Annotated in this window: 10 protein-coding genes; all 10 read right to left on the reverse strand. The window is 63.6% G+C overall.

Annotated elements, in window-relative coordinates:
- Positions 1-2 precede the first annotated feature (2 nt).
- Complete coding sequence (locus tag TO66_RS05180) at positions 3-1,568, reverse strand: MBOAT family protein (RefSeq protein ID WP_044461315.1); 1,566 nt, start codon at positions 1,566-1,568, stop codon at positions 3-5.
- 345 nt (positions 1,569-1,913) lie between these two features.
- The gene (locus tag TO66_RS05185; protein WP_044461316.1) at positions 1,914-3,038 is read right to left on the reverse strand and encodes a mannuronate-specific alginate lyase; all 1,125 of its coding nucleotides are present in this window, start codon (positions 3,036-3,038) and stop codon (positions 1,914-1,916) included.
- Between the two features lie 7 nt (positions 3,039-3,045).
- Positions 3,046-4,509 (reverse strand): alginate O-acetyltransferase, encoded by a 1,464-nt coding sequence (locus TO66_RS05190; protein ID WP_044465954.1) that lies wholly within the window; start codon positions 4,507-4,509, stop codon positions 3,046-3,048.
- Between the two features lie 11 nt (positions 4,510-4,520).
- A complete protein-coding gene (algG, locus tag TO66_RS05195; protein WP_044461317.1) occupies positions 4,521-6,125 on the reverse strand; it encodes a mannuronan 5-epimerase AlgG in 1,605 nt (534 codons plus the stop codon).
- A gap of 26 nt (positions 6,126-6,151) precedes the next feature.
- On the reverse strand, positions 6,152-7,609 hold the full coding sequence (locus TO66_RS05200; protein ID WP_044461318.1) for an alginate export family protein: 1,458 nt from the start codon (positions 7,607-7,609) through the stop codon (positions 6,152-6,154).
- A 221-nt stretch (positions 7,610-7,830) separates the two neighbouring features.
- On the reverse strand, positions 7,831-9,267 hold the full coding sequence (gene algK / locus TO66_RS05205) for an alginate biosynthesis TPR repeat lipoprotein AlgK (RefSeq protein WP_082061043.1): 1,437 nt from the start codon (positions 9,265-9,267) through the stop codon (positions 7,831-7,833).
- A gap of 9 nt (positions 9,268-9,276) precedes the next feature.
- Positions 9,277-10,446 (reverse strand): alginate biosynthesis protein Alg44, encoded by a 1,170-nt coding sequence (locus TO66_RS05210; RefSeq protein WP_044461319.1) that lies wholly within the window; start codon positions 10,444-10,446, stop codon positions 9,277-9,279.
- A 35-nt stretch (positions 10,447-10,481) separates the two neighbouring features.
- Complete coding sequence (alg8, locus tag TO66_RS05215; protein WP_409077165.1) at positions 10,482-11,963, reverse strand: mannuronan synthase; 1,482 nt, start codon at positions 11,961-11,963, stop codon at positions 10,482-10,484.
- 205 nt (positions 11,964-12,168) lie between these two features.
- Positions 12,169-13,485: a nucleotide sugar dehydrogenase gene (locus TO66_RS05220; RefSeq protein WP_044461321.1), complete on the reverse strand. Its 1,317-nt coding sequence runs from the start codon at positions 13,483-13,485 to the stop codon at positions 12,169-12,171.
- 813 nt (positions 13,486-14,298) lie between these two features.
- Complete coding sequence (gene yaaA, locus TO66_RS05225) at positions 14,299-15,078, reverse strand: peroxide stress protein YaaA (RefSeq protein ID WP_044461322.1); 780 nt, start codon at positions 15,076-15,078, stop codon at positions 14,299-14,301.
- Positions 15,079-15,188 lie beyond the last annotated feature (110 nt).

The raw sequence follows: 15,188 nt of genomic DNA on the forward strand, positions 1-15,188 counted from the left end.
CCTCAGAACTGGAAGTAAAGGAACGGCGAGAAGCTTTGCGCCGAGAGTTTGAGAATCGAGGCGATGAACAGCAGCAGTACCAGGGCGCGCATGGCGTAGCGCGGCCAGTCGGCGACCCAGTAGGCCGGCTGGACCTGGGCTTCGACGCCCACGGTGTAGCCCGGCTGGTGGATGCTGCCCGGGGCATCGCCCGGCACCGCCTTGATCAGGCCGGGTTGGGCGGTCGCCGGGCCGTCGGCCGAGGTCGCGGCCTCAGGCTTGCGCTTGACCGGCGCCGGGTTGCGGTACAGGTCGCGCAGGCCGAAGAACGCCAGGGTGGCGTAGGCCACGACCAGGGTCGCCACTTGCAGGCCGGTGAGGCTGGCGCGGTTGAGTTCCGACAGCGACCAGTCGCCGAAGCTGAACATGGCGCCGTACATGCGCCCGGCCACGTGCAGGTTCTCGGCGCGGAAGATCACCCAGCCCATCACCACCAGCAGGAAGGTCAGCGCCCAGCGGATCGGGTTCAGGCTGCGCGGAGTGGTGTTGATGCCCAGGGCTTTCTCGATCGCCAGCCACATGCCGTGCCACGCGCCCCAGACGATGTAGGTGAAGTTCGCGCCGTGCCACAGGCCGCCCAGCAGCATGGTCAGGAACAGGTTGCGGTAGGTGATCAGGGTGCCTTTGCGGTTGCCGCCCAGGGTGATGTACAGGTAGTCGCGCAGCCAGGTGGAAAGGCTGATGTGCCAGCGCCGCCAGAACTCGGTGATCGACTGGCTGATGTAGGGCTGCTTGAAGTTCTCCATGAAGCGGAAGCCCATCATCAACCCCAGGCCGATGGCCATGTCGCTGTAGCCGGAGAAGTCGAAGTACAGCTGCGCGGTGTAGGCCAGGGCGCCGAGCCAGGCGTCGCCCGTGGTCGGGTTCTGCAGGGCGAAGCAATGGTCGGCGACCACCGCCAGGGTGTCGGCGATGAACACTTTCTTGATGAAGCCCTGCATGAAGCGCGTGCAGCCTTCGGAGAACTTGTCCAGGGTGTGGGTGCGGTTGTTGAACTGGTCGGCCAGGTCGCGAAAGCGCAGCACGGGGCCGGCGATCAGGTGCGGGAAGATCGCCACGAACGCCGCGAAGTCGATCAGGTTGCGGGTCGCCGGGGTGTCGCCGCGGTAGACGTCGATGATGTAGCTGATGGACTCGAAGATGTAGAACGAGATCCCGATCGGCAGCAGCACGTGGGTCAGGATGAAGGGTTCCAGGCCCATGGAGGTCATGATCGCGTTGATGCTGTCCACGCCGAAATTGGCGTACTTGAAGTAGCCGAGGATGCACAGGTCCACTGCCACGCCGAGCAGCAGCCAGCGCTGGGCCGGCTTGGTGCGCACGCCGGCGGCGCCGACTTTCAGGCCGATCCAGTAGTTCCACAGGGTGACGCCGGCGAACAGCGCCAGGAAGTCCACCCGCCACCAGGCGTAGAACACGTAGCTGGCGATCAGCAGCAGCAGGTTGCGGTAGCGTTGCCCGCTCAGGTAGTACAAGCCGAGAAAGATCGGCAAGAACAGGAACAGGAACACATTGGATGAGAAAACCATCCCGATCTCTCCATGTTTGACCAACAGTTAAGGGCCGCAGCCCCCCCAAACCCCCCCGTGAAAAACCGGGGCGGCGTATTGCATTCATCTCCCTGTAGCCGCTGCCGAGCGCTAGCGAGGCTGCGATCGACCCCGAAGGGGGCGGCGCTCTCTAGGGCCTCGGAAGGCTCTTCGAGCCTTGGCGCAGCCTCGCTAAAGCTCGGCAGCGGCTACAGGTATTGCGTCTTCTGTAGGAGCGGCCGGTCGACGCTCGATTGCCCGCGATAGAGGCGCCTCGGTCCAACTGCCTGTCCGCGTCATCGTTCATCGCGGGCAAGCCTCGCTCCTACAGGTTTTGTGTATGGCCTAAGAGCCTTTCTTGCCCTTGTCGAAGGCCGGGTCGTAGACCTTGGTCAGGTCGCCGCCCAGGCGGAAGGTCTTGAACGGCTGCATCTTGTGCTTGCGCTCCAGTACGTCCGGGGCGCAGGTGTAGAGGCTGCAGAAAGGTTCGAGCCAGGCGAATTTCGAGTCGACCTTGAGGTCGGTCATGTCCTGTTCCTTGCCGTTCTTTTCTTCGAACTGCTCGGGGTCCTTCACCCCGGCCAGGACCCGCTCGCCGAGGCGTTTCAGCGCGCCGTTGTTTTCCTGGCGCAGGTCGACGCCGTTGACCTGGGCGAAGCTGGCGATCATCGCCAGCGGCGGCAGGGCGTAGTTGTGATAGGCCAGGGCGCGTTGCTGGCGCTTGAGCTCGTTGGGCAGGAAACCGTCGGCATCGACCTGGTTGGCGCCGACCTTGTATTCCTTCACGGCCCAGTCGAACAGGTCGCGGCGGTTGGTCGCCACGGCGGTGGCCATCACCGACCAGGCGGCCCAGTAGGAATGGTTGTTGGTCTTGTCCAGCGGCAGGTTGTCCCAGTCGCTGACCACCTGGTCGGCCATCTTGCTGAACCAGGTCTCGATCTGTTGCGCTTCCTTCTGGTGGGTGTCCAGCGGGTGCGAGTCGGAGAACTTCAGGCGCAGGTAGGCCGAGGCCATGCTGCCCAAGGCCCATTTGCGCATCGACTTGCCGGTGTGGTTGAAGTCCCGGGACATCAAGGCGTCCGCCTGGGCCCAGGCCGTCAGCCAGCCCAGGGTGCAGTCCAGCTGCTCCGGGCGGCCGTCGCGCATGAACTGCATCACCCGCTTGCTGGTGCCGCGCTCGATCTTGGTGATGTCGGCGGTGCTGTCGCGAAAGGCCTTTTCCGACTGCACGTTGAGGGTGGCGCGGGCCTTGTCCGAACCTTCGTACTTGCTGCGAAACTGCAGCGAGCCGGTATATGGCGCGGGCATGGCGTCGCAGCCTTCGCTGCTGTCGCCGCTCTTGAATTTATCCACCGCCGCGTAATAGCCCTGCGGCGGACGCAGGGGCGCCGCGGCCTGGGTGGCGCCGGCGATCAGTGCCAGGCTCAGCAGGCTCGGTGCCAGTAACTGTTTCAGCGTTGTGCTTTGCATGGGAACCTCATTGCCCGATTTGCGCGGTGCGTTGGCCGGCGCTCGGGAATACGTTGCGTGTGCAAATTTTCGCTTCGACTTTTTGCGCCGCGGCGCCTGCTTCCGTCGGGCCCTGGACTTCGACCGCCAGCAGGTTCTGCGAGGCCCAGTCTTCGTCGGTGCGCAGTTCAAAGGCGAAACGTCCGTCGGTGTCGGAGGTCGTCGGCTTGTCGATCTTGATGTCCTCGTGGCGCCCGTTCATGTACCAGAGGGTGGCTTGCAGGGTTTTCACCGAAGGATCGGCGAAGCGGATATCGACCTGGTGGCTGCTGTTGCGCAGGTCCATGTTCTTGCTGTTGACCATCAGCTCGTTCTTGCCCGGCTTGAGGGTGGTGCTGGCGCTCATCTGCGCCGGCTTGCCTTCGCAGCCGTTGTCGAGCAGGGCCATCATCTGCCGGTAGATGGTTTCCTGATCCAGGCGGTACAGCGGCGAGAACTCCCAGATCAGGATCTTCGGTGGCTTGGTCTGGAATTCCTCGCTGCCCAGGTACTGCAGCATGGAGCCCTCGAAGCCGCCGCCGGGAAAGGCGACGTTGAGAATGTCGGCGCCGATCTCTTGCTGCAGGAAGCCGGCGAAGTTGTAGTTCTTGCCGCTGTGGCTGGTGCCCACCAGGGTGATTTGCGGGTTGCCGGAATCGCCGAACAGGTCGCCGTCGCCGGCTTCGCCCTTGGGCTCGGTGGTGAACTGGTCCATGTACTGGATCGCGTAGCTGGTGCCGCACAACTGGCCGGCCATGTTGTGCAGGGTGCCGGTCTTGCCCATGCGCCCGGACTTGTGGGTCTCGAACTCACGCTTGGGAATGTCGGCGAAGGCCGGCAGCTGCTTGACCTTCTGCGCCACGATCTTCGCCGTGCGCTGGGCGCCGTACGGGGTCCAGTGCTGGTCGCCGCGGAAGTAGAAGTCGTGGGCAGGCAGGGTTTCCGGCACCTGCTCGTTGGTCAGCGGCGACAGGTCCGGCACCACGTAGCCCATGCGGGCGAAGCGGCCGAGCATGGCCTGGTAGTTCTTCAGCGCCTTGTCGTAGTCGAAGCTGGCCTTTTCCTGCGGGTTGAGCTTGTTGCGGTTCACCAGGCCGCGGGTCGGCTGGTAGACGATCACCAGCTCCACGCCCTTGCTCTTGAAGGCTTCGTGCAGCTGTTGCAGGCGGCGATAGCCTTGCGGCGTGGTGTCGAATTCGGTGCGCAGGTCTTCCTGGGTACGGAACAGCCAGTCGCCCTGGGCTTGCACCAGGGTGGTGAAGTTCTGCTGGTAGCGGGTGGTGTAGTTCTTCGCGTCGTGGGCCGCCGGGCACAGGTTGCAGCAAGGCTCGGCGGTGAACTTCGGCGCGCTGGCGCCGGTGCCGGCCTCATCGGCGCGGGCGCTGGCGCCGGCGGCGAGCATGCCCGCGGTGAGGGCCGAGAGGCTCAGGAACTTGATCAGGTGTGGGCGCATGACAATCATCCTCAATCACGCATTTCGGTCTGGCGTTCGACAGGGTCGATCAGCACGGCTTTGCGCTGGCGTACCAGCAGGTCAAGAATTTCGTCCTGGCGCTCGCCCAGGACCCCCGAGAAGCTGATACCGCTGCTCTTGGTCGGGGCGAGCATGGACACGCGATACAGCTCGACGCTCAACGGCGAGTCGATGGACATCGGGCCGCTGCCGTTGGCCGCCAGCTCGCCGCCGACCACGATCAGCGACACCTGGGCGTCGAACGGGTCGAGCTTGATGTCGCGGTCGGTGTCGGTGAGGTCCTTGATGTGGCCGTAGACCCCGGTCAGGCCGTTGGCCATGGCGACGTTCTCGTACAGGCGGATGTTCACGCTGTTACGGATGCGGATGCCGTGGCGCCGGTTGCTGATCACCTTGTTGCCCCACAGCAGGTTGTCGGCACTCTCGTAGAGGGTGATGCCGTCGGTGTGGTTGCGGTAGATCTCGTTGTCGGCGATCACGTTGTTCACGCTGTTACGGTCGATCACCAGGCCCGAGAGTTTGTTGTCGTAGCTGCGGTTGTTGAAGATGAAGCTGTCGTTCACTTCCCGGGAAATGATGATCCCGTGCTTCTTCTTGGTCCCGTAGACGGTGTTGTCGGCGATGATCAGCCGGTGCGAGCGGTCGTGGGGGTCGATGCCGTAGACGATGTTGTCCCGGTAGGTGTTGCCCTTGACCACGAAGTCGCGGGTCTCGTAGCAGTAGAAGCCGTACCACATGTCCGAGAATTCCGAGCCGATGATCCAGCCGGTCGGTTCGGGGCGCTTGAGCACCTTGGCCATGTTCGGCGTGTACTGGGAAATACTCACGCCGTAGGACTTACTGTTGGCGTAGCCGAAGCTGGCCATCTTGCTGTTGACGATATAGGTCTCGGTGCCCCCCCAGGCCAGCAGGAACGGACGGAATTCCTTGGGCGACTTGAAGGTCGCCGGGCCGTTGTCCTTTTCGCGCCAGCCGGTGACCTGGGTATCGCGCACGAACAGCTGGCCGTCGTTGATCAGGAACGAGCCGCCTTCCTGGGACAGGCGCAGTTCCCGGGTCTGGCCGTCGATGTCGAGGATACCCTTGCGTCCGACCACGATCGGCAAGCGTGCCAGGTACACCCCGGGCGAGGTTTCGCTGATGTACTGCCGGGGCAGCTTCTTCACCAGTTCCTTGAGGTTGATGTAGCCGTCGTCGATGAAGATCGCCTGGGGGATGCCATGCTGGCGCACCACCCATTCGGCCATCTTGTTGTCGCCGCCGATGAAGTCCTTCAGGGCGTCTTCCTGCATCATGCGGCGCACGCTGATCTTGCCCGGCTTGCTGCGCACGATCTTCGCCGCCGCCGCTTCGGCGGTGACGCCGGAGAGGTCGGGCAGCTTGGGCTTGGCCAGCTTCAACTGCTCGGTCGGCGCACTGCTGACGGTATAGGTCTTGGCCTGTTGCAGCTCCTTGGCCACGATCGGTTGTTTGCCGGGCGTGGCGGCCGGGGCCGGTTCGAGGCTGGCGAAGGCGGCGCCGCTGGCCAGCAGCAGGGCGCTGGCCAACAGGCTGAGCGAGGCGCTTCGCGCCGGGCTGTTCATCGGGCTGTTCATCTCGGGCACTCCCTTGGCGGCTCGCATCAGAAGCGCCAGATCACGTCGACGAAGGCGCGATGCATGTACGAGTCGACGTTCTTGCCGTAGGCGTCGCCTGGCTTGAACACGCCGCCACGGAAACGCACCAGCGCCGAAGGCTCGTCGATCGACTGGCTGAGCGCGGCCGGCAGCAGGCCTTGCTTGAAGTACTTGGTGACCACCAGGTCCATTTCCTGGCCGAGGTCTTTCTCGCCGTCGCGCAGGGGCAGCGACGAGCTGGAGAGCAGGGCGCCGGTGGCGTCGTCGTAGTTGTTCTCGACGGCGTTGATGCCGTTGCTGCCCACCGGCTTGTTGCCGTCCACGCGCCAGAACTTGTGGTAGATCAGGCTGGCGTCGTATTCGTCGTTGAGCATCCAGGAGCCGAACAGGGTGGCGGTCTGCATGTTGTTCATCTCGCCGCGGAAGGCCTCGCCGAAACGGTGCACCCGCGAACGGGTCCCGGTGTAGTTCGAGCGGTTGCTTTGCAGGCCGTTCTGTTCGTAGTCGCCGCTGGCGCGGGCATAGGCCGCGCCGACCTGCCATTTCGGGTCCAGGCGCAGGCGCACGCCGAGGTCGGTGGCCCAGCCGTCGAGGTTCTCGCCGTTCTTGGCCTGGGCCGGGCGGCTGCCGTCGGCGTTCAGCGCGTTGACCCGGTCGCGGTCGCCGCGCATGCCGGTGATGCTCGCCCAGTAGTTGACGGTGTTGGTATTGCGCCAGTTGTAGGCGTCGCTGTTGGCTTCCAGGCCGAGCCAGGTCAGGTCGCCGTTCTGGCGCTTGTCCAGGGAATCGGTGGCTTCGCCGGGCACCGGATAGTCGAGCTTGCCGTCGTCGTGGGTATGGTGGGCGCGGATGCCGGCCCACTGGCCCGGGGTCCACTGGTAGGCCACGTCGCCGTAGACGTGCAGGCGGTCCTTGTCTTCCGGAGACAGCTCCTTGAGGTCGGTGCGGTATTCGCTGAAACGCTCGGCGACGCCGACGTTGGCGCGCAGCAGGGTGGTGTCGAAGGTCCAGTTCAGGGCCTCGATGTTGGTGTCGCGCCACTGGCCGTCGTCGTTGCGCAGGCGCTGGCGGCCGAACTTCAACTGCTCGCCCGGGTACGGGGTGAGGCCGCTGTAGCCGATCCAGAACTCGCGCATCGCCAGGTAATTCTTCTTGCTCTTGCGGTCGCTGTTGTTGCTGCTTTCGGTGCTGGCGCCATCGGACTGCTGCAGGGTGTCGGTCTCGATGATGTCGGTGGAGGTCACCGCCTGGCCCATGGCGTAGGCGCTCCAGTTGCCGCTTTCGCCGTAGACCCACGGACGCAGGTCGAGGCCGACGCCGTTGACGTCGCCACCGCCCAGGGTGCCCAGGTCACGATCGTCTTCGGACTGGCCGGTGATCTTCACTTCCAGGCCGAAGTTCTTGGTGTCGGTGACGGCGGCCAGCGTCGGCTGGGACCAGACCAGTGCAAAGCCCAGGGCCATCCCCAGCTTCGACAGATTGAAGCTGATCCCTGTAGCCGCTGCCGCAGGCTGCGATCGGCTGCGCAGCAGGCGCAAAACCTGCGCGCGCGGTGTGGCTGACAGATCTCGGTCGCCTGGATTGCGAGCGCTGCGCGCTCGATCGCAGCCTCGCCAAGGCTCGGCAGCGGCTACAGGGGCGGCGTCGTCACGAACGATATCGGCCTGGGGAATAGGTTTGAGTTTCATAGGGATTCCTCACCGTCTTCTTCCTGCAGCGCGTGCAGTTCCAGCGTGTTCTGGCTCAGCGCGCCACGCACGGCCTGTTCCTGTTGCAGCAGGCGCTGGGCCTCGGCGCGCTGGCCGGGTGGTAGCTGGGCTTCGAGTTGTTGCGCGAGCTCGTTGGCTTGCGGGGTGTCCTGGGTCTTGGCCAGTTGGCTGAAGACATAGGCGTTGAGCGGATCGGGCTTGGTGCCCTTGCCCTGGGAGAACAGCTGGGCAATGGCGAAGTCGGCGCTGTTCTGGCCGTTGCGCGCGGCGGTCAGCAGGTGGTCCAGGGCCTTTTGCGGATAGACCTGGCCCAGGTAGCCGCGGCGGTAGATCTGGCCGAGGTAGTAATCGGCGGCCACTTCCTTGCCCTGGGCCTTCTTGAAGTGTTCCTCGGCGACCTTGGCGTCGGCCGGGACCATCTTGCCTTCGTAATACAGCTTGCCCAGCAGCAGCTCAGCGCGCGGCTGGTCGGCGGCCCGGCCGTTGTCCAGGTACTCCATCATCTTGTCGAGGTCGCCCAGCTCGGGGAAGTCGTAGAGCAACTGCGCCAGGGTCACCCACGACGCCGGATACGCCGGGGCGATCGGCTCCAGCAGGGCCTGGGCGGTTTTCTCGTCGGTCTGGCCCAGGCTCGCGTCGCCCAGCACCCGGGCCACGCTATCGACCCGTTGCGCGCTGATCGCGCCGCGGCTGTAGCCGTTCTGCAGTTGCTTGATCAGGGCTGCCTGTTGCTCCGGCTGGGCGCGTTTCTGATAGACCGTGGCCAGTTCGACGTAGCAGATGTCGGTGACGTTGAGCGCCGCCTTGCAGATGCTTTCCACCTCGGCCAGGTGCTGGTCGTAGGTGCCCTGGGTGCGGTACAGCAGCACCTGGGCCAGGCCGGCCTCCGGGTAGCCGGCGGCGCGCCACTGGCTGATCTGCTTCTGTGCGTCGATGTTCGGGAAACTCTGCGGGTATTGCAGGTAGAGCATCGCCAGCGGGATCAGGGTGTTGCCTTCACCGTTGGCGAAGGCTTTTTTCAGCAGGCCTTCGGCTTCATGGTGTTCGGCCTCGGTGGAGCCGGGCTTGGCCACCAGCAGGCGGCCCAGGCGGGCCTGGGCGCGTGGCGAGGTGTCGGCCGCGGCGCGGTAGGTGGCCTCGGCTTCGCGGATTTTCGCCGGGTCGCGGGTTTCCATCTGGATGTCGGCCAGGCCGACCTGGGCCTCGCTGTAGCCCAGGTCCGCCAGTTGCCGGTAGTTCTGCTCGGCGAGCACGGTGTCGCCGCGCTTCAGCGCTTCGTTGGCCAGGCGCTGGTCGGGCAGGTCGGCGCAACCGGCCAGGCTCACGGCCAGGGCCAGCGAGCACAGGGCCAGCGCGCGGCGGCCCTGGGAAGGGGCGCGGCAGGCGTCGAGAGAAAGGCTAGTCACAGGCATGTCCTCCGCTTAGAGACCGGCAGCCATGGCTTTGTCGATCAGCCAGTTCACGGACGGGCCGCGGTCGCTGGCGACTTCCACCGGGCGCCCGGCGAAGGTGCTGCTCAGCGGGGTGTCGGGCTTGATCTGCACGCGGATGTCCGAGGACAGGTCGTTGCTGTTGAGGCTGGTGCTGCTGACGATGGTGCCGCTGCGCACCTCGTCTTCGCCGGCGATCTGGAAGCTGACCTTGGTGCCCGGGCGCACATCGGCGAACTGGCGGTAGGAGAAGCGCGCCTCGATGTTGGCCTGGCTGTTACGTGGCACCAGCTGGAAGATCACGTCCCCTTTGCTGGCGTACTGGCCGTCGGCAACCATCTGCTGGGCCACGGTGCAATCGCACGGCGAGGTCAGGGTGCCGGTCATCTGCTTGCCGAACAGCTCCTCGACCTTGGCCGGTTGCAGCTGGTCTTCGTTCAGGTGGCCCTTGAGCACATCGAGCATGCTGGTGCTGAAGGTCGCCAGCGGCGCGCCCTTGGCCGCCACGCCGTCGGTCTGTACCAGGCTCTGCACGGTGCCGTCGCGGGGCATGGTGACGTTCATCCCCGTCGCCGCCACCAGGCCGGCCTGGGCATGGCTGACGAAGTACATGCCGTACACCGACTTGAGGATGAAGCCGAAGGCCGCCAGGCCAATGACGAAGATCCCGGCGCTGAAGGTCACCGCGCGCAGGCGGCCCAGGGCGCTCATGCCATGGCCGGCATCCTTGGTCTTGCGGGCCTTGGTGAAGTTGTCGCGCTGCAGGGTGGCCAGCACGTCGCCCATGGTCACGATGTCGCCGGCCAGGTGCGAGGTGATCAGCTGGCGCAGGGTCGAGATGTCCTGCGGCTCGAGGTTCTGGAACTGGCAGCCGACCCGGCCGCTCTGGCGATCCGCGGAGCGCACTTGCAGTTCCACGTCCATGGCCAGCCCGAGGTTGTCGATGACGAACTGCAGGCGGCCCTTGTGCACGTCGCCGACCTTGATCGGCAACTGGCCGGCGTTGAAGCTCAGGCCGCCGGCGGAAAGGTCGAGGACCCGCGCTTCGACCGGCGTCCGGTCCGGGCCGAAAAAACGCAGCTTGGCGGGGATTTTCACCCGGGCGTGCTGGCGCTGGGCTTCGGATTCATGCACTACGTTGACGTTCACTGCGGTGTTCATAAGGGCGATTTCCTAGTTAATTCAGGCAAGGCGGGTCAGACCATCAGCAGCAGCGCGGCGACGAAAATGCTGCCGGCGGAGAAGGTCATGGTCCGAGACGACCAGGTGTTGAACCAACGCTGAAAGCTGGCAAGGTCACGGGACAGGGCCGTCGGTTGGCGCGTCCAGGACTGTTGGTCGAGGCGGAAGAACACGTAGATCTTCACCAGCGCGCCGACGATCTGGTTGTAATAGAGAATCAGCGGGTAGGCCGGGCCGATCCGGTGCCCCGAGCAGGACAGCAGCAGGGTCAGCAGCAGGCGGGTGATGCCGATCCACAGCAGGTACACCAGGATGAAGGCGGTGCCGTACTTGAAGCTGGCGAGCAGGGCCACGGTCAGGCCCAGCAGGGACGTCCACATCGACACGCGCTGGTCGAACAGCACCACGCTGGTGAACAGCCCCAGGCGCTTGAGGCCCAGGCCCAGGGCCCGGGAGTTCTGCCGCAGGTTGTTGCCGTACCAGCGGAACATCAGCTTGCGGCTGGCCTTGATGAAGCTCTTCTCCGGCGGGTGCTCCACGGTGTTGATCGCCGCGTCCGGCACGTAGAAGGTGTCGTAGCCCAGGCGCATCAGGCTGAACCAGCTGGACTTGTCGTCGCCGGTGAGGAATTTGAAGCGGCCCAGGCGCCAGTGTTGCAGCGAGTCGCTTTCCACGTCGGCGATGAAGTCCGGGTTGGTGACCACGGTGGCGCGGAACACCGACATGCGCCCGGTCATGGTCAGCACGCGCTTGGACAGGGCCATGGAGCACATGTTGATGTGCCGCTGGGCGAAGCGCAGCTTGTGCCATTCGCTCATGATGTAGCCGCCGCGCACTTCGCAGAATTCATTGGTGGTCAGGCCGCCGACATTGCCGAACAGCTGGAACCAGGGCACGGTCTTGCGCACCACGCCTTCGCCGAGCACGGTGTCGCCGTCGATCACTGCCACCACCGCGCGGTCGTCGGGCAGGTGGCGCGAGATGGCGCGGAAGCCGAAGGCCAGGCCGTCGCGCTTGCCGGTGCCGGGAATGCGCACGAAGTCGAGCTTGACGTGGGCCGGCGGGTTCATGCGGGCCCAGAGGCTTTTCACCAGCAGCTCGTCGGACATCTCCACGATCGAGCAGACCACGGTGGTCGGGAAGCCGCAGTCGATGGCTTCGCGGATCACCGAGCTGTAGACCTGGGCAGTGGTCAGGGCGTCGATCCGGAAGCTGGTGACCATCAGGTACACGTGCGACGGATCGGCGGCCTTGCCCAGCTTGCGCACCTTGCGGCGCAGGTGCGGGTAGACCACGTAGAGAAACAGCATGCCGCGCACGAAATGCGTGGCACCCATCGAGTAGCGCCAGATGCCCACGGCGCCAATCAGGAAAATGAAGTCCTTCGATTCGGAGTCGAAGGTGGACGCGGGCAACGCCAGGGCGAGACCCATCAGTAAACTCAAGAAAAACAGCCAACCTGCGGCCTGGAGTAGGCCGTGCTTTAGCCTGTGCATAATCTGCATCCGTCTCGATCTCGGGCGAGCCTGTGGGGTGGCCCGATGGGGTTAAGGCAGGCGGAAAAAGCCGGGATGGCGTTGGCGCCCTGGCGGACGCCATCGCCAGCAAGCTGGCTCCTACCGGTGCGATGCGATCCTGGTAGGAGCGAGCCTGCTCGCGATCAACCGCGCAGCGGTTGTCGTGCTTCCCGAATCTGCCGGCTTACCAGCAGATGCCTTCGGTCCGGCCACTCGCGCTGGTGGCCTTGGACATGAACCCGACCAGGTCGATGACCTGCTTGCCATGCGGCACTTCCTCGACCAGGGCGCGGAACTTCTCGTCGCGGTTGCCGAGGATGATCACGTCGGAGTTGTCGATCACCGAGTCGAAGTCCGAGTTGAGCAGGGACGAGACGTGGGGGATCTTGGACTCGATGTAGTCCTTGTTGGCGCCATGCACGCGGGCGTACTCGACGTTGCTGTCGTAGATGCGCAGGTCGAAACCCTTGCCGATCAGCATTTCCGCCAGTTCCACCAGCGGGCTTTCGCGCAGGTCGTCGGTGCCGGCCTTGAAGCTCAGGCCGAGCAGGGCGACCTTGCGCTTTTCGTGGCTGGAGACGATGTCGAAGGCGTTCTGCACCTGGGATTCGTTGCTGCGCATCAGCGAGTTGAGCAGCGGAGCCTCGACGTCCAGCGAGCCGGCGCGGAAGGTCAGGGCGCGCACGTCCTTGGGCAGGCACGAGCCGCCGAAGGCGAAGCCCGGGCGCAGGTAGTACTGGGACAGGTTGAGGGTCTTGTCCTGGCAGACCACGTCCATCACTTCGCGGCCATCGACGCCGACCGCCTTGGCGATATTGCCGATCTCGTTGGCGAAGGTGACCTTGGTGGCATGCCACACGTTGCAGGTGTACTTGATCATCTCGGCGACGGCGATGTCCTTGCGGATGATCGGCGCGTCGAGCTCCTCGTACAGCGATTGCAGGACGTCGCCCGAAGCCTTGTCGAACTCGCCGATCACGGTCATTGGCGGGAAGTCGTAGTCCTTGATCGCGGTGCTTTCACGCAGGAACTCGGGGTTGACCGCGACGCCGAAGTCGACGCCAGCCTTTTTGCCGGAGCAGTCTTCGAGGATCGGGATCACCACGTTGGCCACGGTGCCCGGCAACACGGTACTGCGCACCACGATGGTGTGGCGGGAGGTCTTGTCGCGCAGGACAAAACCGATCTCGCGGCATACCGCTTCGATGTAGTTGAGTTCCAGGTCGCCGTTCTTCTTGCTGGGCGTGCCGACACAGATCATCGACAGGTCGGTGTCACGGATTGCTTCGGCGAAGTTGGTCGTGCCACGCAGGCGACCGGTTTGAATTCCTTGCGCCAGAAGTTCACCCAGGCCCGGTTCGACAATCGGCGATTTGCCCGCGTTGATCATGTCGATCTTGTCCTTGGCTACATCCACGCCGACGACCTCATGGCCCCGTGCAGACAGGCAACCGGCACATACCGCGCCCACGTAACCCAAACCGAATATGCTGATGCGCATCGCATTTACCTCTGTGTTATTCACGCCATTAGATGGCCGGAGTTAATGTTTGCCAGCTGTAATTACGCACTCGGAAGTTCAACGCGCAGGCGTTGTAGTGCCGTGTGCAGGCAGACTAAGTTCCGAGTGTCTAAATAAATGCACTCAAGTTGTGCGCAATGTGGCCTTGTTATAAGGGCTTACCCTTGAATGTTGCCGACCTTCCTGCTGGAAGGCTGGCCCGAGGTTGGCGATAAACCTGATAAACAAGGGCAAGCCCATGATAATCAGAGAGTTATACGCTCCCGGAAGCACGTTTAAGGCGGGCTAAGCCATGGCCTTGTAGGGGATAGTAATGGCGCATATCTCCTGTGCGTTGAATCTAAGTTCAAGTCCATGACCAGTAGGTCAGGACAATATGACAACTTCGCTATGCATCTTTGGATCCGTTGTAAGTCATCTCGTACACGCTCGGCGAGAATCGTTACCGGTGGTATGAGCGGTGGTTCAGGACATAGTTCCAGGCCGCTCATCCTGTTTTCTGAAATCTCTTGAAATATTGCAAAAGATGGCACTGCTTTCATATTGATAGCACTTACCATTTCGGCCTTTAGTTATGGGGAGTTAAAGCGCGGGGATATTTTTATGCCACTACCGACAAAAAATTTGCGTGCCACTACTGAAAAAAGTGGCCTCTGTCGAGTGAAAGAAAAGTTATAAATTCAGAAGGAAATATTTTTGACGCCAAATGTTTGGCGGTTTGGCGGGGGATAAACGAGAAAGCGACCGCTCGTCGATGCACGGCCTATCAAAGCCGTGCATCGACCGCATGGATCATTCTGGGGCGTGATCGCGCAGGAACACCAGATTGTCGGATTTCGACTGTTCGGCGCTGTAGCGATAACCCTGGGCGTCGAATTGCTTGAGCGCCTCCGGGTCGTTGATGCGTTGCTCGATGACGAAGCGGCTCATCATGCCCCGGGCTTTCTTGGCGTAGAAGCTGATGATCTTGTACTGGCCGTTCTTCAGGTCCTTGAACTCGGTGTTGATGATCCGCGCGTCCAGGGCGGTGCGCTTGACCGCCGAGAAGTACTCGTTGGAGGCCAGGTTGAGCAGCAGGTTGTCGCCCTGTTCGGCCAGGGCCTCGTTGAGCCATTCGCTGATGCGCGTGCCCCAGAACGCATACAGGTCCTTGCCCCGGGCGTTGGCCAGCTTGGTGCCCATTTCCAGGCGGTACGGTTGCATCAGGTCCAGCGGGCGCAGCAGGCCGTACAGGCCGGAGAGCATGCGCAGGTGTTGCTGGGCATAGTCGAAATCGGTTTCCTTGAGGGTCTCGGCATTCAGGCCGGTGTACACGTCGCCCTTGAAGGCCAGCAGCGCCTGCTTGGCGTTGGCCGGGGTGAAGGCCGGGGTCCAGCTGCCGAAACGCGCGGCGTTGAGGCCGCCGATCTTGTCGGAGACGTGCATCAGTTCGCTGATCTGCGCCGGGCTCAGCTCGCGCAATTGCAGGATCAGCTCCTGGGAGTGATCCAGGTACTGCGGCTGGGTAAAGCGTTGCGTGACTGGCGGGGTCTCGAAATCGAGGGTCTTGGCGGGTGAAATCACCATCAGCATGAAGTCGTCTCCTGTAAGCGTCGGGGGATTCTAGGGGCTTGGGCGGTTTGACTCCACCTATGAAGGCAATAGGCGCCGCCGCCGGTCGATGCTCGATGGCGCTGCGACGA

Source organism: Pseudomonas sp. MRSN 12121, assembly GCF_000931465.1.
In the GTDB taxonomy this organism is placed as follows: Bacteria; Pseudomonadota; Gammaproteobacteria; order Pseudomonadales; family Pseudomonadaceae; genus Aquipseudomonas.